The 21,791-nt window shown below is 41.9% G+C and carries 20 protein-coding genes; 4 read left to right on the plus strand and 16 right to left on the minus strand.

Translation table 11 applies throughout. The features are described 5' to 3' along the window. Window positions 1–20: 20 nt before the first annotated feature. The gene (locus ACLJJ6_RS08225) at window positions 21–1,040 is read right to left on the minus strand and encodes a YdcF family protein (protein WP_412988877.1); all 1,020 of its coding nucleotides are present in this window, start codon (window positions 1,038–1,040) and stop codon (window positions 21–23) included. A gap of 222 nt (window positions 1,041–1,262) precedes the next feature. Between ACLJJ6_RS08225 and pnuC the strand changes: the two genes are divergently transcribed. After that, window positions 1,263–2,027: a nicotinamide riboside transporter PnuC gene (gene pnuC, locus ACLJJ6_RS08230; RefSeq protein WP_412988879.1), complete on the plus strand. Its 765-nt coding sequence runs from the start codon at window positions 1,263–1,265 to the stop codon at window positions 2,025–2,027. A gap of 312 nt (window positions 2,028–2,339) precedes the next feature. Here the strand turns inward: pnuC and ACLJJ6_RS08235 are convergent, their stop codons facing one another. Both ACLJJ6_RS08235 and ACLJJ6_RS08240 read right to left on the minus strand, forming a co-directional pair. Continuing rightward, window positions 2,340–2,594: a GlsB/YeaQ/YmgE family stress response membrane protein gene (locus tag ACLJJ6_RS08235; protein ID WP_412988880.1), complete on the minus strand. Its 255-nt coding sequence runs from the start codon at window positions 2,592–2,594 to the stop codon at window positions 2,340–2,342. Window positions 2,595–2,772: 178 nt separating this feature from the next. Then, window positions 2,773–3,639, minus strand: coding sequence for an aldo/keto reductase (locus ACLJJ6_RS08240; protein WP_412988882.1), 867 nt, complete (start codon window positions 3,637–3,639; stop codon window positions 2,773–2,775). A gap of 139 nt (window positions 3,640–3,778) precedes the next feature. Between ACLJJ6_RS08240 and ACLJJ6_RS08245 the strand changes: the two genes are divergently transcribed. After that, window positions 3,779–4,621, plus strand: coding sequence for an aldo/keto reductase (locus tag ACLJJ6_RS08245; protein WP_412988884.1), 843 nt, complete (start codon window positions 3,779–3,781; stop codon window positions 4,619–4,621). A gap of 187 nt (window positions 4,622–4,808) precedes the next feature. Here the strand turns inward: ACLJJ6_RS08245 and ACLJJ6_RS08250 are convergent, their stop codons facing one another. From ACLJJ6_RS08250 to ACLJJ6_RS08260, 3 genes are all read right to left on the minus strand, one after another. Continuing rightward, window positions 4,809–6,101 carry an APC family permease gene (locus ACLJJ6_RS08250; protein ID WP_412988886.1) on the minus strand — a complete coding sequence of 431 codons (1,293 nt, stop codon included), beginning with the start codon at window positions 6,099–6,101 and terminating at the stop codon, window positions 4,809–4,811. Between the two features lie 15 nt (window positions 6,102–6,116). Beyond that, window positions 6,117–6,848 carry a gamma-glutamyl-gamma-aminobutyrate hydrolase family protein gene (locus tag ACLJJ6_RS08255; protein WP_412988888.1) on the minus strand — a complete coding sequence of 244 codons (732 nt, stop codon included), beginning with the start codon at window positions 6,846–6,848 and terminating at the stop codon, window positions 6,117–6,119. Between the two features lie 111 nt (window positions 6,849–6,959). Further along, entirely contained in the window at window positions 6,960–7,835 is an 876-nt protein-coding gene (locus tag ACLJJ6_RS08260) for a DegV family protein (protein WP_412988890.1), read from the minus strand. Between the two features lie 191 nt (window positions 7,836–8,026). Here ACLJJ6_RS08260 and ACLJJ6_RS08265 point away from each other — a divergent pair, with 191 nt between their 5' ends. Further along, the gene (locus tag ACLJJ6_RS08265) at window positions 8,027–9,019 is read left to right on the plus strand and encodes an ROK family protein (protein WP_412988892.1); all 993 of its coding nucleotides are present in this window, start codon (window positions 8,027–8,029) and stop codon (window positions 9,017–9,019) included. Window positions 9,020–9,134: 115 nt separating this feature from the next. Here the strand turns inward: ACLJJ6_RS08265 and ACLJJ6_RS08270 are convergent, their stop codons facing one another. From ACLJJ6_RS08270 to ACLJJ6_RS08285, 4 genes are all read right to left on the minus strand, one after another. Beyond that, window positions 9,135–10,376, minus strand: coding sequence for an ISL3 family transposase (locus ACLJJ6_RS08270; RefSeq protein WP_412988599.1), 1,242 nt, complete (start codon window positions 10,374–10,376; stop codon window positions 9,135–9,137). 364 nt (window positions 10,377–10,740) lie between these two features. Then, window positions 10,741–11,274, minus strand: coding sequence for a hypothetical protein (locus ACLJJ6_RS08275; RefSeq protein WP_412988894.1), 534 nt, complete (start codon window positions 11,272–11,274; stop codon window positions 10,741–10,743). Window positions 11,275–11,360: 86 nt separating this feature from the next. Continuing rightward, entirely contained in the window at window positions 11,361–13,031 is a 1,671-nt protein-coding gene (locus ACLJJ6_RS08280; RefSeq protein ID WP_412988896.1) for a glycoside hydrolase family 13 protein, read from the minus strand. A gap of 122 nt (window positions 13,032–13,153) precedes the next feature. After that, window positions 13,154–13,828, minus strand: a complete 675-nt coding sequence (locus tag ACLJJ6_RS08285; RefSeq protein WP_412988897.1) for a CPBP family intramembrane glutamic endopeptidase — start codon at window positions 13,826–13,828, stop codon at window positions 13,154–13,156. 152 nt (window positions 13,829–13,980) lie between these two features. On the opposite strand from ACLJJ6_RS08285, the gene ACLJJ6_RS08290 reads away from it, so the two are divergent. Further along, the gene (locus ACLJJ6_RS08290; protein WP_412988898.1) at window positions 13,981–14,988 is read left to right on the plus strand and encodes an aldose epimerase family protein; all 1,008 of its coding nucleotides are present in this window, start codon (window positions 13,981–13,983) and stop codon (window positions 14,986–14,988) included. A gap of 101 nt (window positions 14,989–15,089) precedes the next feature. On the opposite strand, the gene ACLJJ6_RS08295 is transcribed toward ACLJJ6_RS08290, so the two are convergent. From ACLJJ6_RS08295 to ACLJJ6_RS08320, 6 genes are all read right to left on the minus strand, one after another. Next, on the minus strand, window positions 15,090–15,254 hold the full coding sequence (locus ACLJJ6_RS08295; protein ID WP_412990457.1) for a transposase: 165 nt from the start codon (window positions 15,252–15,254) through the stop codon (window positions 15,090–15,092). Window positions 15,255–15,299: 45 nt separating this feature from the next. Then, on the minus strand, window positions 15,300–16,130 hold the full coding sequence (gene istB / locus ACLJJ6_RS08300) for an IS21-like element helper ATPase IstB (protein WP_412988384.1): 831 nt from the start codon (window positions 16,128–16,130) through the stop codon (window positions 15,300–15,302). Further along, window positions 16,117–17,331, minus strand: a complete 1,215-nt coding sequence (gene istA, locus ACLJJ6_RS08305; protein WP_260210390.1) for an IS21 family transposase — start codon at window positions 17,329–17,331, stop codon at window positions 16,117–16,119. Before istA ends, istB begins: the two co-directional genes overlap by 14 nt. An 88-nt stretch (window positions 17,332–17,419) precedes the next feature. After that, window positions 17,420–18,541 (minus strand): ISL3 family transposase, encoded by a 1,122-nt coding sequence (locus ACLJJ6_RS08310; RefSeq protein ID WP_412988900.1) that lies wholly within the window; start codon window positions 18,539–18,541, stop codon window positions 17,420–17,422. Between the two features lie 261 nt (window positions 18,542–18,802). Next, entirely contained in the window at window positions 18,803–19,474 is a 672-nt protein-coding gene (gene pgmB, locus ACLJJ6_RS08315) for a beta-phosphoglucomutase (protein WP_412988902.1), read from the minus strand. 1 nt (window position 19,475) lies between these two features. Continuing rightward, window positions 19,476–21,737: a glycoside hydrolase family 65 protein gene (locus ACLJJ6_RS08320; RefSeq protein ID WP_412988904.1), complete on the minus strand. Its 2,262-nt coding sequence runs from the start codon at window positions 21,735–21,737 to the stop codon at window positions 19,476–19,478. Window positions 21,738–21,791: the final 54 nt, after the last annotated feature.

Below are 21,791 nucleotides of genomic sequence, written 5' to 3' on the forward strand. Positions count from 1 at the left end.
ATACCATGTTCATCAAGCAATTAATAAATGAATAACCTAGAGATTAAGTAACCAACCGTTAGAACTGTCAATGCCCCTCCATTTATCCATTTAAACATCACAACCAATGCCAAATATTCGCGAAAGGCTGCAAATGGCAAATAGTAAATAGACGTTGGTGCACTAACCCCGGTCATCGTCGAATTCAGTTGTTTCGCAATGATGCCAGCGCGGAAAACGTGAAAACTGTTAGTCACAAAGATAGCCCGATGAAAAATTTTAGCTTTAGTCATAATCACTTGCGAATTTTTCAGGTTTTCATATGTAGAAGTGGATTTGTTTTCCTGAATAATTTGTTCCGGACGAATACCATTTTCCTGAAGATAATAACTCATGGCCTGGCTCTCAGCCATAATTTCATCCGCCCCCTGTCCGCCAGAAACAACAAATTTTGGATGTGCACCCCATTTTTCCTGTCGGCGATATAAACTAAGCCCCTTATCCAAGCGTTGTTGTAAAATTTTTGAAACTTGCCCATTAGGCAGCAAACCGGCGCCTAAGACAACAATGAAATCAACATTGTACGCAACTGGTAGTTCATCGAGCAAAGAAGCCGCGGCGTAGGATAAAAAGCCAAAAGCTAAATAGAGGAGCCACAGATAAACCAATCCTAATAGGGTCCAAATAAGCTCACTATGGATAAATAACGCATTTAAAAAGGTGAAAAATAAAGTGCCCAATATTAAAACGCCAACCGACTCCAGTAAAAAGTAGCCAGGTTTACGCCCCGAAGCACGAATTAATCGGTGACTATACAGGGTGCAGGCCACCGCAAACAACGCTAGGCCGATGGGCACCAATCCTGTAAAAGCTAGGGAGACAATTAAGAGAAAGGCCTGCATCCACGGTTCTTGGGTAACCTCAAGCCATTGCCAAACAGCCGCCACAAAGAATGCTAAAGCAGCAATTAAAAAATAGCCATTTAAAAAACGACGACGATCCGTTAACCATAACGTTATAAATACGGCCATGCAGATGCTTCCCCAATAATTGAAATCCATTTTGCTCACCTCACTGTCTCCATTTAGTTTAGAATATTACCTTTACTTTTCAAAACAATGTGAATTTTTAGTAGTACTTTTTCCTATACATCAAAAAAAAAATAAAATCAAGACTTTCATTTATTTTATTTGGGGATACAATATATAGTGTTATCTGATTTTCGAATCAGAACATGTTGTATACGGCCGTATATGCAGAATTCATGCTAGGGAGAAGATTATATGTCTAATTACTTACATTTTTTGGCTCATCAACTAAAGGGATGGCCACAACAAAACTATTATTTGTTCTTTTTCAGTCTTGGCTGCCAGATCATGACATTGGTTAACGCACCAATTACTGCATTAACAATTACCACATTTATTGGGACAACACTAGGTGTTTTATGTATTTTAGCCATCAATGCTGCCAAATCCGTTAATGGCTGGTTAGGACTTTTATCCGCACTTTGCTTCATTATTACAGGTTTTGCTGCTAAAAACTACTTAAGTATGGCTGAACAGCTCGCCTATGTAGTTACCTTAGACTTACCAGTTCTGATGAGTGCCAACTGGAACGTGAACATGGTTTCTAAAATCCGTAAGTTTACAGGTAAAACTTGGTTTATCGCCGTTGTTTCTACCATCGTCGTTTACTTTGTATCTGGCTACCTCATTGGTACCTTTACAAATGACCCTCGTCCTTGGGTAGATGCCATTAGTTTCTCGATCAGTTTAACCGCTGGGATCATTTGCTTCTTGCGTTTCAACAACCAGTACTTCTGGTGGGTTGCATCTGGTATTGCGCAAATGGTTTTGTGGTTCATTTCATTCCGTCAAGGATCAGCTACTTTGGCAATGTTTGTAAACAGTTCAATTTATCTCATTAACGATGTTTTGGCATTCACCACTTCTCCATGGTACAACAAAAAAGAACGTGCACGTTTGATCAAAGAAGAAAATCAGTATTCTGAAGAAGAATCTGTAGCTGATATTTCACACGCTTAATTGAAAACTTAATGAATCGGAAAAGACTGGGAAAAGCATCAACTTTCTCAGTTTTTTTGTGAATTCTATTCTCGATCTCCCCTTTCGCTAGGTAGGCGACAATCATTTAGAACTTTTAATCCTTTCAATTCTTAACTGTATCACTTTAAAAGCCAAAAATAATTAAATTATCTAAGAACGCATTCTCTTCTTTGCTGAAGACAACTCCGCGAGTCAGACTAAAAGAAATAGGCACGGCTTCCGGCCGGGAATTCTCCCGTCCACGCCGTACCTATTTCTTTTAGTCTTAACGACTCGCTACGTTCACTTTATTTATCTTGTTTTTCTCATCCCAAAAATTGCTGACACGATCAGGACAACTACAATTGCACCTATAATAGAAGGAATCAATGCCATTCCTGCCAACTGAGGTCCCCATGTTCCTAACAGAGATTGCCCCAACCATGCGCCGACCAATCCACCCACAATATTTCCAATCCATCCTGCTGGCAGATCACGACTTGTAATTGCACCCGCAAGTGCACCTATAATGCCACCAATAATTAAAGCCCATAGCCATCCTAACATCATTGCTCACTCCTTTTGTTTTATCTAGAGTATTACTCATAACCGCAACCAGTGATCACTTAGTTGTCGCTATAAACGCCTCTCATAAAAAACAAGATTTGTTTACATGATTAGCATAGCAAATCCTAACACCCGCTCTCAAGTTTAATGCTTATCATAATGATTAGAAAATACAGAATTACTGGAGCGCATTAATTGCTTGCACGTCTTCGTCCGTCAACGCAATATTCGTTGCCGCCACATTCTGTGCCAAATGATCCTGATTAGCAGTACCTGGAATTGGCAGCATGACTGGCGAACGCTTCAACAACCACGCTAAGGCAATTTGAGCCGGACTAGCCTGGTGCTTTTTTGCCAAATTATCTAATACCGATCCCGGTTTTGCCAAGGCTCCCGTCGCCAGTGGGAACCACGGAACAAATAAGATGTGGTGGGCTTCACAGTAATTTAAAACAGCTTCATCCTTACGGTTAGTGACATTATAAAGGTTTTGGACCGCCTCAATTTTAGCATACTGCCCGGCCTCTTCAATTTGCGCAACGGAGACCTGACTGAGTCCAATATGCTTAATTTTGCCTTCTTTTTGCATTTTAGCCAGTTCGCCAACCTGATCACCCAAAGGAACTTTAGGATCAATGCGATGTAAAAATACCAGATCTAAGGTTTCGAGGCCTAAACTTCGTAAATTAAGCTCAACTTCCTGCCGTAAATACGCCGGTCTGCCAACTACTGTCCACTCGTTAGGCCCTTGGCGTGTGAAGCCCACCTTGGTGGAAATGGTCAAGTTTTGATAATTACCGTTGTAAGGGGCAAAAGCTTCTTTAATCAATAAATTAGCTGTAAAAGGCCCGTAAGCATCGGCAGTATCGATAAAATTAACCCCTAATTCAGCTGCCCGGCGTAAAACTGCCACCGCATTTTGTGGATCCGCCGAGGGTCCCCAGACACCTTTTCCAGGCAGTTGCATCGCGCCGTACCCCAACCGATTAAAGGTTTGATCTCCTAAGCTTAACGTACCAGCATTGGCCGCATTTATTTCTGTCATTATCTTCAATCCTTTCCAAAATTCAGTGGCTATTTTTTGCATGCCATCCTGATTTAGCTTATCCTAAATGTATAGAACGTTTTCATTGTTAAACCATTCATACCGAATGTCAATCATTCTAACTTTAGGAGATGTTAACTTGAGTCATACAATTCCACAACTTAAATTAAATGATGGGGCCAGCTTCCCACAAATTGGATTCGGAACATATAAACTCAACGGGGCCACCGGTGCGCGGGCCATTCGGAGTGCTTTAGACACCGGCTACCGTTCACTAGATTCCGCCTATAATTACGAAAATCATGGTGCCCTAGGTGAAGCCATTCGTCACAGTGATATTCCACGTTCCCAAATTTTGGTGACGTCTAAACTCCCTGGCCGTCACCACAAATACAGCGAGGCGCTAACCACCATCCAAGAATCGTTATATCAAACAGGATTACGCTACTTTGATCTCTATTTAATTCACTGGCCAAATCCCAGAGAAGATCAGTATGTCGAAGCCTGGAAAGCGCTCATTGATGCGCAAAAATGGGGGCTCGTTCGCTCCATCGGGGTTTCCAATTTTTTACCCGAGCATATTGATCGCCTCATTGAGGAAACTGGGGTTACACCTGCTGTTAATCAAGTAGAGTTGCACCCGTACTTTTCACAAGCTCCCCAGCGGCAATATGACCAAGCACATCATATTTTAACCCAGGCATGGAGCCCGCTTGGCCGCGCAAACGCCGTTTTACAGGATCAGACCATCAAAGAAATTGCTGATGCCCATCACAAGTCAATTGGGCAAACCATTCTTCGCTGGGAAACCCAGCTCGGAGTGATGCCCCTGCCTAAATCCAGTTCGCCAATTCGTCAAAAAGAAAATCTTCACATTTTTGATTTTGAACTGACGGATGCGGAAATGGCGGCGATTACTGCCTTAGATCGTCCTGATGGTCGCACTAAGGATCAGGATCCCGCCGTTTACGAAGAATTTTAAAAAAATAAGTGCGTGGGCAAACGCTATGCTAACGCCGCACATAGGTAAAAAACCGAATGATTCCTCATTTGAATTGTTCGATTTTGTAGTTGGGCAGACTCATTAGACTTGCCCCGGAAGGCCACTATTAAAGTTGGCAAACATAAAAGGACTGAGAAAAAATTCCCAGTCCTTTTGTTTTTTATTCTTAAGCCTTTTTGGCCTGCCGACTCATGATCCAGTAGAAAGGAACCGCAATGACTAGTGCGCCAAAGCCGAACAGCAATTGTGTTTTATCAACTTGAATTAACAACCAAATACTTACTAGAATTGCCACAACTGGAATAAACCAGCCACCGGGCACTTTAAAAGTTCGTAATTGATCTTTACGCGTATGCCGGAAAACAATGACCGCTAAACAAGTTGGAATATACTGTGCAAACCGCGAAACGACGCTGATTTGGGCCAACGTTTCAAAGGTGCCGGACCACGCAATCAACAACGAAATGGTTGCTGAAATAATGATCGCCACATAGGGGGCATTGCGCTTATTTCGCTTGCCGACAACCGCCGGCATAATGCCATTTTCCGCCATTGCCACCCCGGAGCGCGGTGTAATAAATGAAGATGCTACACAAATACCACCAATGGAAATAATGGTTCCTGCCGCCACTAGCCCCGTCCCAAAACTACCAGCTATTTTACCAAAGGCTTCTTGAATCGGAGCCGTAGATGAGCCTAAGTCCTGGCCGAGGATGCCAATTGAGACGACTTGTAGCAACACGTAAAATAGGGTCACAAGCCCGATGACTAATAAAATTGCCCGTGGTAAATTCTTTTCTGGTTTGCGCATATCCCCGGCAGCGACAACCAAACCTTCAAAGCCCGTGAACGCATAAAACAACAGTACAGCAGCTGCTGCGAAAGCACCAGATTGATAGTGACCATCCGGAAAAAGCGGATGAAAATGACTGCCATTAATGGCGAAGAAACCGACAATCACAAAAAGAATCAGGGGCAACAATTTGGCGATCGTCACAATATTATTCACAATTTTTGACAAGGTTACCCCAGAAATATTCATTAAGGCAAGGATCACAATTACAAGCGTCACAATGAAATTCTTGGCAAGCACTGTATTCCATGCCGGGACAATGCCCGCAAGTGCCGTTGCGAACGCCACAGCCATTGTAGCTTCGGCAATAATTCGAATTGCCCACGTGACAAAGCCCACTTCATAGCCCACAAATTCTCCAAAGGCGGCTTTGGCATAAATATAGGGACCGCCGTTCACCTCAAATAAAGAGGCACATTCCGCAAAACAAAGCGTAATGCTAGTTACAAGCAACGCATCAAAGATAAACACACCAATACTGGCAGTTCCCATCAATTTCATAGCTTGATTTGGCAATAAGAAAATCCCCGAACCAATAATGCCGTTAATCCCTAACAGGACAATGCTCCAAAACCCCATTTTTTGTTTATTTACTTCAGCTTGCATACAGTCATCCTCTCTTTACTTAGTGTGTTGGCTGCGGTCAACGAGATCCTTGAACAGATTCAACTGTTCCGGAAATTCTTGCCACATGTTCTCTGGATGCCACTGGACGCCGACCACGTTATTATTTTGAGTAGACTCTACCGCTTCAATTACTTGATCGTCACTTTGCGCGGTCACTTGAAGACCCGCAGCCACTTTGCGCACAGCTTGGTGGTGCCGCGAATTCACGTAAGCCCGCTTCGTTTTCAAAATCGACGTGAGCCGACTATGAGCATCCAGGGTAATATGATGCGTTGGAAAATCTCCGGGAGCAACTTGGGCATGGCGAATCCGGCAAGTAGGATCTTGAACGCCCAAGTCTTGGAAAACCGTGCCTCCCATCGCCACATTAATAATCTGAATGCCTCGGCAAATTCCAAAAATTGGTTTGTTTTGAGCTAAGGCAGCTTTAATCAAAGCAATTTCAAAGGCATCCCGTTTATAGTAAGTTCGGCCGATTTCAGGAATTGGCTCCTCCCCAAAAAACGTGGGATCCACATCAGGGCCGCCAGGAATGAGCAACCCATCAAAAGTTGTCACGAGTTGGCCGGCCAATTCCGGCTGCGTATAAGGTAAGACGATTGGCAGTCCGCCTGCCGCTAAAACGGCATCGACCGCTCCCCGTGGCGCAAAGTCGGCCTGTCGCTCATTAATCACTTCCGACGCTGCTACCCGGATGTCCGCTGTAATTGCAATTATTGGTTTCATGGAAATAGCTCCTTTTTTAATCTAATTTTCACAATATAACATTATTTTTTAATTTTAACAAGTGACAAAAAAGGGCCACGAAAGTTCCCCTTCTTAGTCCCTAATAAGCTGTTAATCTTCAATTTTTATTTTTTCCCAGTCTTTTCCCCAAATGACACCGACAATTTCCTCGCCAGTATGGGACATGATCACTGGTCCTAACTGATTGCTCTCGAAAACAGCTGCTGGAAACGTCTCTTTAATCGTCGTTTCCCATTTAGCACTCAATTCACGATCGATCCCATAAATAATGGACACCCGATATTCTGACTCCGCCCGATCCAAATCAGAATGTAGGTTTTCTAAAACTTTATTTAGCGCTCGTTTACGTGTGCGTTCCTTACTTTGAATCACAATCTGGCCCTTTTCGTCCATGTCCAGAATTGGCTTAATTCTTAGTAAATTTCCCATGATCGCCGACCGATTGGTAATTCGACCCGAGCGCATCAAGAAACTGAGATTATCCACCATGAAGTCAACCTTTGTACTTTCACGCAGACGTTTTAAATAAGGCATAATTTCAGCACCGGTTTTGCCTTCACGCCGCAACTTGGCTGCCAATAAAACCATATTAGCTTCACCCTGACTCGTCATCCGCGAATCAAATGGAAGCACTTTGATTTCCGTAATGGACTTTGCATATTCCGTAAGATTATTAATAAAGCTCGTAATGCCGCTAGACAGATGAATGCAAATAACCTCGTCATAATTTTTGGCAATCAGTTTATCGAACACTTCTTGCATTTGCCCTAACGTGATTTGTGTCGTAGAAGGCATCAACCCCGAAGTTTGCAATTTTTCATGAAAGGTTTGATCGTCAATATCAATATTTTCCAAAAAAGTTTCTTGCCCAAAAATAACCGTAATGGGGACCACAATGATATCATTATCTCGAACCTGTTGCGCGGTAAGATAAGCAGAACTATCGGTCACAATTGCTGTTTTCATACATTTCTCCTCACTATCTGGATACTTTTAGTATAAAGACTTCTCTAAGAATAGCAAACTAATTTTGCAAACCACATTAAAAAGAGCGTTCTGGCGGGATTTTGGAACCCCTAAATATTTTAGTTATCATTGTGAGATCGCTACCAAGTGCGCTATAATGGCTTTATTGAGTAAAGGAAGGGATTAAGCAAATGAATTATACGCCAGGGAAAGATTACTTGAGTATCGATATTGGGGCAACCTACACCAAATACGCTTTGATCGATCACAGCGGCAATCTGAAGGTAAAATCCCAGTTTGCAACCCCACGTGACAGTGTGGATAGTTTTCTCAAAAAAATTTATATGGTCATTAATGAAGTGCAACCTCATGTGAAGGGCATTGCTTTTAGTGTGCCCGGTAGAATCGACCAAAAAGAACAAATCATCTATTATGGTGGCTCCTTACCGATGCTTCACGGGCTTAGCCTAAGTAAAATCATCAACCGGCGCTATGAACTGCCAGTCAGTATGGAAAATGGTGGTAAGTCAGCAGCACTAGCTGAGCTTTGGTTGGGTAATTTGCAGAACATTAAAAACGGGGCGGCAATTATTTTGGGTACTGCTGTTGATGGAGGCATTATTTTAGACGGCCACCTTTGGCACGGCTCAAACGCACAGGGTGGCGACTTAAGTTTCATGTTATCGCAAATGAATGGTGAGCCAAATGATCCGAATAATTTAATGTTTTCTGCCGGCTCTGCAGTTAAAATGATTAACGAAATTGCAACGGCCTTAGATTTTGCTGATCGGACGGATGGAATGCGGGTTTTTAAAGCCATACAAAATGGTGAACCTGCAGCCCGTAAAATTTTTGAACAGTATTGCCGTCGCATCGCCTATATTATCGTAAATACACAGGCGGTTTTAGATCTCAAACGGTATGTCATTGGTGGCGGTATTAGTGCCGAAAGCATTCTTGTACCAGAAATCAAACATCAATTGCAGCGTCTGCGTGAAGAAAACGAATTGCTCCGAAAGACTTTGGTGGTTCCTGAAATACTTACTGCGCATTTCAAAAGCGATGCTAATTTATATGGCGCACTTTATAATCTCCTTTCTCAACTAGAGGACGAGCCGTTAATCCCCAAAAAACCGGTCAAAGATTCTGCTGATCCGGAATCGGAAACTTCCTCAAATTCATAAAGTCATGCACTGCTTCAAATCTCAAAACCAGATTTGAGGTTTTTGGGTCTCTGTCAAATTGTATTGGTAGAGATTTTTGAAAAGCATGTTCACTTCGGTGAATGTGTTTTTTTGTTTACGCATAAATTAAACTGATACGAATGAAAAAGTTATGAATATTTTGAAAACCAAAACAGCTACGCTTTAACACCTTAATTTTACGATTTAGTCCTTCAATAGGACCGTTGGAATACGGGTAACGACAACTATTGAGAACAGCAGGACCATTCTTTATTAAAGTTGAGATAGTAATATCCATTTGGTTGCCAGCCGCCTTGTAGTTGGCAATCAAGGTTTTAAATCCAACCGCATCTTTTTGTTGAATGGCTGTTAGAATTCCTTGATAGGTTTGATACACAGTTTTAAATTCTGGAAATTCATCTAAGGCTAGGTCAATGGCGTTCTGTTGGGTCATGTATTCGTTGATACCGCGTAAATAGATAAGTTTAGTATCATTGACCTTTTCTTCTGCCAAATGGAACAAACGCCATTGCGATTTTAGAATGCGATAAACTCGGGAATGCTTATCTTGAAAAGTATGGATCACACGTGTACGTTCGTTATCCAGTGCCCGACCGGCAAGTTGAATAATGTGGAAACGGTCAATGATGGTTATTGCCTTAGGAAATAACCGATGAATAAAGCCAGCATACTCAGCATTCATATCAACGGTGATTGTTTGAACTTTCATACGTTCTTGAACTGAATAGCGAGCTTCAAAGTAATCAATGATATCCTTACTAAGGCGATCCTTAAGAATCACAATGCGGCGATGACTAACGGCATCGCAACAGTTAAAGGACATTAGATGATTACAGGAACGGAATTCATCAAAACAAAGATTTTGGGGGAGTGTTTTAACACGATAAGCTAAGTGAATATTCGCATTTAAAATGCGTTGAACACTACTTGGTGAAATCCCACAAATCTTAGCGATTTCTTTACTGGTCAGCATATCCCGAGCCAGAACAATTACTTGATGTTTCACATTATGCGTAAAAGTTTCATTACGTTTAACGAGGTTAGTTTGAGCACCACAGGTTTTTAAACACCGTTTACATTGATATCTTTGTCGTTTTAGCTGCATCTCATAACGTCCACCTGATAAGGTTCCCAATCTTAGATGGCCAATGTGAGTTCCATTTTTGATTAGAGATTTATGGCCACAATGAGGACATTTTAAAAGTTGATAGGAAAGGATAGCGTGAACGACATGAACGTGTTGCCCATTGGGATAATGTTCCTTAGTAATCTCAGTTACAGTTAAATTAGGGTCTGTTATTTCGAATAGGCTTAGGATAGAATTAGTTAGGGACATTTGTTTTTCCTCTTTTCGATTTTATTTGGCGATTAAATCGTAACACAAAGAGGGCAAATGTCCTTTTTTTTCAAAATAAAAACTGGTATCAGTTATTCACCAATACCAGAAAGTGTAGACCCAGGTTTTTTTATCGGATTTCAATGACAAGGCGAGTGCTGCTAAGGCCTTATTGCCCAGACCATGCCTATCCGTAGCTGACTCGTTTTTGAAAATAAATGCTCCCTCTTTAACTAAAACCAGTCCGTTAAGTTAACTTAAGTCTTTAATTTTCTGACAAAGAAAAAGCCGCCCCTATTCTGGTGGTCTCAACAGCTAGATCTTGGTCTAACTTTGGGGCGTCACCAGCTCACTGGACGACTTTTTAATTTTGCGGTTCTTCACTATTATTTTGGCTAATACTGAGAATAGCTATTCGAATAATCGAAAGGTTCACGTTTTTTTCGGTTTCTTCATCTAATTCCAAGTATTGACTCACATACTTGTCTAACTCTGTGTAAACATCAGTGGCCATCAACTCTTCATCCGTAGCATTCTGGTACTGACTGAGCAATTTGGCGATCTCATCTTTTTCAACTGCATCCGTAAAATCAGTGACGACACCGGCGCCATCATACATTTCCAATAGGCTAGTTTCCGGATTGATATCTAAATAAAAGTCAGATAACGGTGTTTCAATTAAGAAGAAGCCTAAATCACTGTAATTATCAGTATGAATAACTGCTCCACCTTGATCACCACGATCAATAAACACGTAATAATTATGCTGTTTCTTACTTTTTACAAAGTAATCGACCCCAGATAAATGTGGTAGTCCCTGAATCACACTGTCTGCATTGACCTGGATTGCATGTCCTGTCTCATCAATCTTCGCTAACGTTGGATATTGGTAAAGCATTTCAAACCTCCCACACTGATTTCCCAGTGATTTTAAATTCATAGCATTCATTATACAACTATTCAGACCAAATGCATGTTTTAGTTTTACTTCGGTGTCTCAATCAGATAAACCTTAGTTTCGTACGGACGTAAAGTTTCTTCTTGGTCATCGGGATAATTGCCAATGAGCTCAATCTTGTCAGTTCGTTGACTAAGCTCATACCAGCGCTGAACCGTCCGCTCTGTGAAATTACTGATTACCAAAAGATCCTGGTTGCCTAGATGGCGCGTATAGGCCCACACCTGATCATCATCTGGATCCAGAAGCTGATAATCCCCATAGACGATAATCTCATAGTGGCGCCGTAATTGATTCATTTTCTGATAAAAATAAAAAACAGAGTCTTTATCGGCCATAGCTTGTTTGGCATTGATTTTGGCATAGTTCGCATTAACTGCCAGCCAGGGCGTCGCTGTGGTAAATCCGGCATTATCCGAATCATCCCACTGCATTGGGGTACGGGCATTGTCTCGCGAATGTTGACGCAAATAAGTTAACATTTCCTGGGGATCCACTAACTGCTTTTCCTCGACAAATTCACGATAGGCATTACGGCTTTCAATGTCTTGGTACTGATCTAACGTCCGGAACTTGGCGTTGGTCATCCCTAATTCTTCTCCCTGATAAATATATGGTGTTCCCTGCATAAAATGAAGGGTTGCGCCAAGCATCTTAGCGGAAATAACACGGTATTTGGCCTGATCATTCCCAAAACGAGAAACTGCCCGTGGCTGATCATGGTTATTCCAATACAGGGCATTCCATGCTTTGCCAGCTAAATCGGTCTGCCATTTTGACATTACCTGTTTTAATTCCGTTAATTTTACGCGTTCCGTACTCCATTTACCTAACTCGGGATTCTCATTTCCATCAAGGCTCATGTGTTCAAACTGGAAAACCATTTCCAACTCATGACTGTCAAAGCCTGTGTATCTAATGGCATCCCGGGTGGTCGCACCTGGGGTTTCGCCCACCGTCATGACATCATAATGACTTAACACGTCTTGATTCATTTCTTTCAAGTAATCGTGCACATGGGGACCGTTAGCGGCTAGATTTTGTTGTCCTTTGCCTTTTACATCCGGTAAGCCCGCTGGTTTAGAGATTAAATTAATCACGTCCATTCGAAAACCGTCTACACCTTTATCTAACCAAAAGCGCATCATTTCGAAAACAGACTGGCGAACCTGTTTATTATCCCAATTTAAATCGGGCTGCTTTTTAGAAAAAAGATGAAGATAATACTGGCCTGTCTGGTCATCTAACTGCCAGGCAGAACCACCAAAAGCACTCTGCCAATTGTTGGGAGCTTCCTCGTTTTTGGGATCGCGCCAAATATAGTAATCGCGATAATCATTTAATCGGTCCGAACGGCTTTCAACAAACCACGGGTGCTCGTCGGAAGTATGATTTACCACTAAATCCATTATGATTTTAAGCCCCTTTTGGTGGGCTGCTTTCAGTAACCGATTGAAATCAGACATCCTGCCAAACTCTGGCATGATTTTTCGATAATCCGCAATATCATAGCCATTATCCACGTTCGGAGATTGATAAATTGGATTCAACCAAATGACCGTTGCCCCGAGGGCTTTAATGTAATCCAGATGTTGTGTTATCCCATTCAAATCACCAATACCATCGCTATTCGTGTCTTGAAAACTGCGCGGATAAACCTGATAGACAACGGCTTCTTGCCACCAATGTTTTTCCATAAGCAAAACTCCCATCCTAAATTGACTTAATTCATACTTTCATTATGACGACTCTCGGAACCGGTTTCAACATTTCCGATTGCAGACCCCTACAAATTCAAATAACGTTTCCAAATGTCATCTTAGATCAGTGAAATCAAATTGTTAAACATGTGCAACCCAATGTTGTAGCGAATATCTTTCGTATGTGCGTACGTCAGCGCCAGCAACCATCCCATCACCGCATAAATTAACCAGCTCCAGAAGTTACTCATGTCATGTACTGCCGCAAAAACGGCCCCACTTATAAATACGCCTAAATACTGTCTACGTTTGTCTGCGGAATTGAAAAACCAATTGAAAAACAGGCCACGAAAAAGCAGTTCTTCAATAATGGGTGCAAACACAACGGCATCTAGTCCCATCCACCACGGAACGGCCTGTACAAAAGCTAACACCGTTTTTTGATTAGCTGATTCGGGAACCAAATTGTGCTGACTGATCCAAATTTGCAGAGCCAAAAATATCAACCAAAGTACCACCATGACACCCATAAAAACGGCCAGGCGGTTGGTCAGTTTTTGCCTACCAAAATGGGCTGGATTATGTTGACTAAGTTGGGTCCTATAAATCTGAATAAACAGCACCAGCATAAAGCCCATTGTAATTAGATACATGCCAAAGGCAATTAGAATAAAGACGACGTTGTTTGGCAACATGTAGGCCAGTTGCAGCGGAATCGTCCCAATTTCATAAATCAAGAACATACCGATAAACTTCAAAAGGTTTAAAAATAGCTGTTGCCACTTGATGTGCATTAGACTTCCTCCTAAACGTTCGAATATGTTCCTTAGTGTAAGCGTTAGATCTCTGAAACGCAAATTAGGTTGCCAGTTAAACCTAAGAATCTGGCTTTCTTATTGAAAACGTTTGCGGTATGCTTAAAGTAAAGAAAAATGGAGGTCGTACTATGGAGATTCATAAACAAATACATAATCAGGCAACTTGGGTGACATTAATTAATGATCAGAATGTTTCGGTCATTATCAGTGATCTGGGGGCCACCGTGGTCGCCATCAATACGCCTGACAAAAACGGGCACGTCGCCAACATTACACTGGGTTTTCTGCATGCGCACGATTATCTCCAGCACCATGATTATTTTGGTGCGAGTGTGGCGCGGGTGGCCGGACGCTTAACTAACGCCACTTGGGGCGACCATCAGTTAGACCAAAATGACGGGACAAACCATATGCATGGCGGCAATCACCCGTCGCTCAGTTACACGCGTTGGCAATTGGTTAAACTCATCCAAACAGAGAATCAAGTTGGGGTCGTGCTGCGTTATATTAGTCCCGATGGCGAAAATGGTTATCCTGGGCGCTTGTCCATCTCAGCCATGTTTGTCTTGGATCAAACGAATAAGTTCACGATCACCTACTTTGGCAACACCTCGGCAAAAACCTTGTTTAATCCGACAACGCATATTTACTTTAATTTATCTGGGAATGCTCAGACACTCATTGACAATCATCAACTGCAAATTCACGCGGATGTCATTGCCGAAACCAACGCACATAAACTGCCCACCGGAAATTTCTTACCAGTTGTAGATACGCCCTATGATTTTCGCACCCCTACCACTTTGGGACCGGCATTGGCACGTTTGCCGCACGGTTTAGACACCCCTTACAAAATAAAGGCGCAAAATTCACTAAAGCCGCAACTCATCCTAACCGATCCGGAATCCGGCCATCGCTTAGGGATCCATACGAACGCCAATGCCTTTGTCATCTTTTCAACTACTGGATTTGAGGGCGATTTCTTAGTTGATAGTACCCGCAAGATGACCTCCCAGTTAGGAATTGCAATTGAACCACAAATGCTCCCGGATGCGCCCAACCATCCCGATTTTGGTAACATTATCATCGCTCCGGATAACCCAATGATTTATCAAAATGCTTACACCTTGAACTAACCAAAAAACGTTTAACCTTCAAATCCTTTGGGTCTCTGTCAAATTGTATTGGTAGAGATTTTTGAAAAGCATGTTCACTTCGGTGAATGTGTTTTTTTTGTTTACGCATAAATTAAACTGATACGAATGAAAAAGTTATGAATATTTTGAAAACCAAAACAGCTACGCTTTAACACCTTAATTTTACGATTTAGTCCTTCAATAGGACCGTTGGAATACGGGTAACGACAACTATTGAGAACAGCTGTCAACGCCGATGTGAAAATGTCGTTTTTTGCCGATTAAAAAATGCTGTTTTTTACCGATAAGGTTTACAGTGTCTCACTGCTCCTTTCTTTATTTTGTGAGCTAAAACCTGATAAATCAGGTCCAGAATTATCCTTCTTTTCAATCAAATGATCCTTCATTCGATATGATCGACCGGTGATTCGGATGACTTTAGCGTGGTGAACCAAGCGGTCTAAAATGGCGTTAGCTAACATCTTATCTGAAAAGGTGTTTCCCCACTTAGAAAGCGGAATATTAGTGGTGATAATGGTTGATTTCCGTTCATATCGTCTTTCAATTAGCTGAAAGAACAGCTTAGCACCCACTGACTCAATTGGGAGATAACCAATCTCGTCAATGATTAGAATTTGAAAACGGGCATACCGGCGCAACACTTCTTCGCTTCGTCCTTGAACTTGTGCTGTTTGAAGCTTGTTGATGAGGTCGCTACATCGAATAAACTGCGTTGAAATTCCTTGTTTACACCCTTCAATTCCAATGGCGGTGGCTAGGTGAGTCTTACCGACACCGGAGGTGCCGATAAACAAAATGTTTTGATTCTCTTGGGTGAATCTTAGTGATCCCAAGTCCTCAATTGTCCCTTGGTTAATTCCTGGTTGATAGCTAAAGTCAAAGTCAGCTAACGTTTTTTCATATGGAAAGCGGGCTAGTTTAATTCTCAAATTAATCTTTTTTTGTTCCCGGTATTTAAGCTCAGCCGTTGTCAATTCGAATAAGGCATCACTCAAGGACTTGGGTGCTTCATCTTGATGATCCAATAGGTAGCCTAAATGTTCGGCGAAACGATCTAACTTTAATTGTCTAAGGTTGGTGTATAACGCTTGGTAATTAGCCATTTTCTCACTCCATTTCATCAAACATCTTCAGGTTTCGGTCGACGTAATCATCAATGACTCGGTCATCACGATTCTTATAAAGGTCTGATCGGACAATCTCTTCCATGTCATCGCGAAGATAATTAAATCTTTTCAGTGAAATAGGGTGAGAACGAATTAGTTCTCCGTTATAATAAACGTATAGAGTATTGTCATCGTGTTTAATTTGTACGGTTTCGTCAATATATCTGATGGGGACGGAGTATTTCCGATTTTGAAAGACAATCATTGATTCCTTGCTAACTTTCCTTGCGATGGTTTGGCTGGCATAGGCATCGAGTAAGTCATGATCAAAATCATGGAGATACTCTTTTTCTTTATCAAGCAATAAATAAGGCGGAATTTGAGTCGCCTGAGACTTCTCATGATTCAGCTGATCACACGTCAAATGAACGATCTCGGCTAAGTCTAGCGGCTCTTCAAACTCATGGTTGTAAACTTTAATTCGCTGAGTAGTTCTGGCCAACGCCTCAACCTTTCCTTTGGTTTGTGGCCGAAACGGTCGACAAGCAATTGGCTTGAAACAAGCGTCCTTAGCGTATTCAACGAAGGTTTCATTAAATACCGGCTTACCAAAATTACTTTTATGATGATCGACGACAACCTTTTGGTTGTCAAACCAGATTTCTTTCGGCACACCCCCGGTTGCCCAAAAGGCATTCGTTAAGCAATCAAAAAAGGTAGTTTGGCTGCGACTGAAGGTAAATTGCATGTATTTCATTCGCGAGTACCCTAAAACATATAAGAAGATGTTGCCTTTGACAATCTCTCCATGCCGAGAAATCAATGTTAAGTCTTCTTTCCAATCAACCTGGGCTGAAAGCCCTGGCGAGGTTTCAATCCGGATAGTGGCTTTTTTCGTTGCGGCTTTTCTGATGGTTCGACAATAGTCTCTGAGAATACTTTGCTTTCCTTGATAGCCACGTTCTTTGATAAAGTAATAAATTGCCGTTGCCGAACAGCCTTCTAGAACCTTTTCTTCAATCGTTTTTCGATAATCGTCAAGTTTACTCGGCCGCCGTAAGGGTTGTGGCTGCTCATCTGGGGGCGTGAGCCCTAAATTGTAGTATCTTTTAACCGTTCGCGGATCAACACCATATCGTCGACCAATTTCAGCGAAGTTGGGCTTTATTTTGTTCATAATATATTGCTGGACACACTGTTCAACATCTAAACGCATTTCAGTTCCTCCAAATTTGAGATACGTTTAGTTTACCGTAAAAAAATGTTGGAAAACCGACATTTTCTAATCGGTATTTTCCAACATTTTACAACCGTTGCTGACAAACAGCAGGACCATTCTTTATTAAAGTTGAGATAGTAATATCCATTTGGTTGCCAGCCGCCTTGTAGTTGGCAATCAAGGTTTTAAATCCAACCGCATCTTTTTGTTGAATGGCTGTTAGAATTCCTTGATAGGTTTGATACACAGTTTTAAATTCTGGAAATTCATCTAAGGCTAGGTCAATGGCGTTCTGTTGGGTCATGTATTCGTTGATACCGCGTAAATAGATAAGTTTAGTATCATTGACCTTTTCTTCTGCCAAATGGAACAAACGCCATTGCGATTTTAGAATGCGATAAACTCGGGAATGCTTATCTTGAAAAGTATGGATCACACGTGTACGTTCGTTATCCAGTGCCCGACCGGCAAGTTGAATAATGTGGAAACGGTCAATGATGGTTATTGCCTTAGGAAATAACCGATGAATAAAGCCAGCATACTCAGCATTCATATCAACGGTGATTGTTTGAACTTTCATACGTTCTTGAACTGAATAGCGAGCTTCAAAGTAATCAATGATATCCTTACTAAGGCGATCCTTAAGAATCACAATGCGGCGATGACTAACGGCATCGCAACAGTTAAAGGACATTAGATGATTACAGGAACGGAATTCATCAAAACAAAGATTTTGGGGGAGTGTTTTAACACGATAAGCTAAGTGAATATTCGCATTTAAAATGCGTTGAACACTACTTGGTGAAATCCCACAAATCTTAGCGATTTCTTTACTGGTCAGCATATCCCGAGCCAGAACAATTACTTGATGTTTCACATTATGCGTAAAAGTTTCATTACGTTTAACGAGGTTAGTTTGAGCACCACAGGTTTTTAAACACCGTTTACATTGATATCTTTGTCGTTTTAGCTGCATCTCATAACGTCCACCTGATAAGGTTCCCAATCTTAGATGGCCAATGTGAGTTCCATTTTTGATTAGAGATTTATGGCCACAATGAGGACATTTTAAAAGTTGATAGGAAAGGATAGCGTGAACGACATGAACGTGTTGCCCATTGGGATAATGTTCCTTAGTAATCTCAGTTACAGTTAAATTAGGGTCTGTTATTTCGAATAGGCTTAGGATAGAATTAGTTAGGGACATTTGTTTTTCCTCTTTTCGATTTTATTTGGCGATTAAATCGTAACACAAAGAGGGCAAATGTCCTTTTTTTTCAAAATAAAAACTGGTATCAGTTATTCACCAATACCAGAAAGTGTAGACCCAAATCCTTTCGCAACGGCGAATGATTTGGTTAAACGTTTTTTTAGTTTGTTCAGTTGCGCCACAGTTGTGCACAAACGACGTTTACTCTTCATAATTTAGACGACATTGAGCAAATCGATGATAACTATTTTTTAGATTTTATCCCTCAGTGCGTTTTTCAAAGGCTTCTTCTAAAACGGCATAGGTTAACTTACTCGTATCTGCCACAACCACATCTGCCTCATTTAAATCCATGGTACTGCCGACGCCAACTGCAGTTGCCCCTGCCGCTTTAATCGCTTCAACACCGGCCTTAGCGTCTTCAATCCCCACACACTGTTCAGGATCCACATGAATCTGGTTAGCAGCCTCGATAAAGATATCTGGAGCTGGTTTGCCGTGGTTTACTTTTGCCGGATTGGCAATCGCATCAAACTGCTGTCTCAACCCCAACTTTTCTAAAATAAAGGGCGCGTTCTTACTTGCTGATGCCACCGAAAGTTTCACGCCATTCGCCGCTAACTCGTCTAACAAGTTTTCAATACCTGGTAAAATATCGGCTTGCGTTAATTTACTGATCTCATTCAGATACAGTTCATTTTTAGCCTGTGCAAATTGATTAACCTCGGCGTCAGAATACTGCGCTTCTAATCCGGCAAATTTTAAAATTCGGTTCATGGAATCAAGCCGACTAATTCCTTTGAGATCACTTTCAAAGCTTTTAGGGAGCTCCACATTCAATTTTTCTTTTGCCAGGCGGCTCCATGCTTTAAAGTGAAACTTGGCTGTATCAGTGATGACCCCATCAAGATCAAATAATACCCCTTGCATTCTAGTCAGCCCCTTTCAGTGCTAACGGCTGTTCGTCCAAATCAATGGTTAAAGGTTCGCCTTTAAGTAACTTGACTTGGGTTCCTTGGGCATTCACTTGAACTTCAATCAATCGTTCACGGAAATTGACCCGGAAACGATAGGACGTCCATTTCTTAGGTAAGAATGGCTTAAAGCTTAACCGGCCGTCTTGCACCCGCATCCCAGCAAATCCCTGAACAATCGCCAGCCAACTGCCCGTCATTGAGGTAATGTGCAGACCATCGACCGTATCATTATTATAATTATCGAGATCTAAGCGGGCTGTGCGTTCGTACATTTCCACCGCTTTGTCTTCATAGCGTAGATCGGCCGCCAAAATCGCATGTACACATGCTGATAAACTGGATTCATGGACGGTCAAAGGTTCATAAAAATCAAAGTTCCGTTTTTTGACTGATTCAGGGAAACGGTCAATAAAATACCAAATTCCTTGTAAGACATCTGCCTGCTTGATATACGGTGAGCGCAGAATCTTATCCCATGACCAATGCTGATTGATTGGAAGTTGATCTTGCGGTATTTTTGTAACCGGTTGCAGATCTTTGTCCAAAAAGCAGTCGTTTTGCACAAAAATGCCTAATTCTTTGTCTTCTGGTAAGTACATTTTGTCAATAATATCTTGCCAGTGGGCTTTTTCATCAGCTGTTACCGCTAGTTCATCACGTTTACGCTCAGTGACTTTGGCCAGTGAAGCAAGGGTGTATTTTAAGGTCCATTGCGCCAGCATATTGGTGTACCAGTTGTTGTTCACATTGTTTTCATATTCATTCGGTCCCGTTACGCCATGAATCATGTAGACACCTTTGCGTTCGGACCAGTGTACCCGATCCGCCCAAAAGCGGGAAATTGCTGTTAAAACGTCAATTCCTTTGGCTTTTAGATAAGTCTCATCCCCGGTATACCGGGTGTAATTATAGATGGCATAGGCAATTGTCCCGTTACGATGGATCTCTTCAAACGTGATTTCCCATTCGTTGTGGTTTTCAATGCCATTAAACGTGACCATCGGATACAAAGCACCCTTCAGGCCTTGTTCACGGGCATTGTGGAAAGCCCCGGGCAACTGGTTATAACGATACTCCAACAGATTTTCGGAAACTTTTTTATCCGCTAACGAAAGATAGAGTGGTAAGGCAAATCCTTCTGTATCCCAATAAGTTGCGCCACCATACTTCTCACCTGTGAATCCCTTCGGCCCAATGTTAAGCCGCTTATCTTCACCGTAAAAGGTTGAAAATAATTGGAAGAGATTAAAACGAATTCCCTGCTGAGCTGCAGCATCTCCCGTAATTTGGACATCAGCTTTATGCCACCGTTTTGCCCACTCAGCTTGCTGTGCCGCGACAAGTTGCTCGTGAGTGGCTTGTGTCACTTGGTCGCTTAAAACCGTCATACCAGCTTTAAGAGTCGCATCATCATCATAATCGCGGGATGTTACCACAATTACGCGTTTTTCAAACTGGGCCTGATCTTTTGCGGCGAGCGTACCCTGGAACTGATTACCGATCCGCTTGTCTTCCTCAATCGATGACAAAGCTTTAAGATTGGTCTTATGTGTCATTTGCATGCCGACTGTAAATTGTGGTGTTCCAAAATTATTCGGCTTTGTTTCTGCAATTAAATAGCCGCTATCAGCCGTAACCGCTTTGGTTTTGACGTTCCAGAATTTTTCATCGTAATTCGAATCTTCATTAAAAACATCCGCATTAATTTCAGAAACTAACTTGACGGTTACGGGCGTCTCCCCTAAATTTTCGATCTGATAGTTCACATCAAAAAGCTGTTTTTGAGCAATGCTGACAAAACGCTGGATGGTAAAGCGAACTCGACGGTCATGCTTGACCACGGTAAATTTACGGGTCAAAATACCGCTTTGCATGTCTAGAGATAGCTCGAAATCCTCAATCGGAGTGGTGGCTAAATCTAGCTTTTCGTCATTCAACCAAACATTGATCTTATCAAAATTGACAGCATTAATAACTTTCCCAAAATATTTTGGATAGCCATTTTTCCACCAGCCGACAACTGTCTTATCTGGATACCAAACGCCACCAATATAAATGCCTGAATGCGTATCAGCTGAATAGTCTTCTTCAAACATCCCCCGCATCCCCATGTAACCATTGCCGATGCTGGTCATGGATTCTTGGAGGCGTTTATTTTCCTTATCTAACTTATGGGTAACGATCTTCCACGGATCAATTTCAAAAGTTCGTAGCATAATTTAATCTTCTCCTCTACCAAAAAAGGAATCAGGCAGACTTACGCCCAATCC

Origin of the sequence: Pediococcus siamensis (genome assembly GCF_047220215.1) — a bacterium.
GTDB classification, from domain to species: Bacteria; Bacillota; Bacilli; order Lactobacillales; family Lactobacillaceae; genus Pediococcus; species Pediococcus siamensis.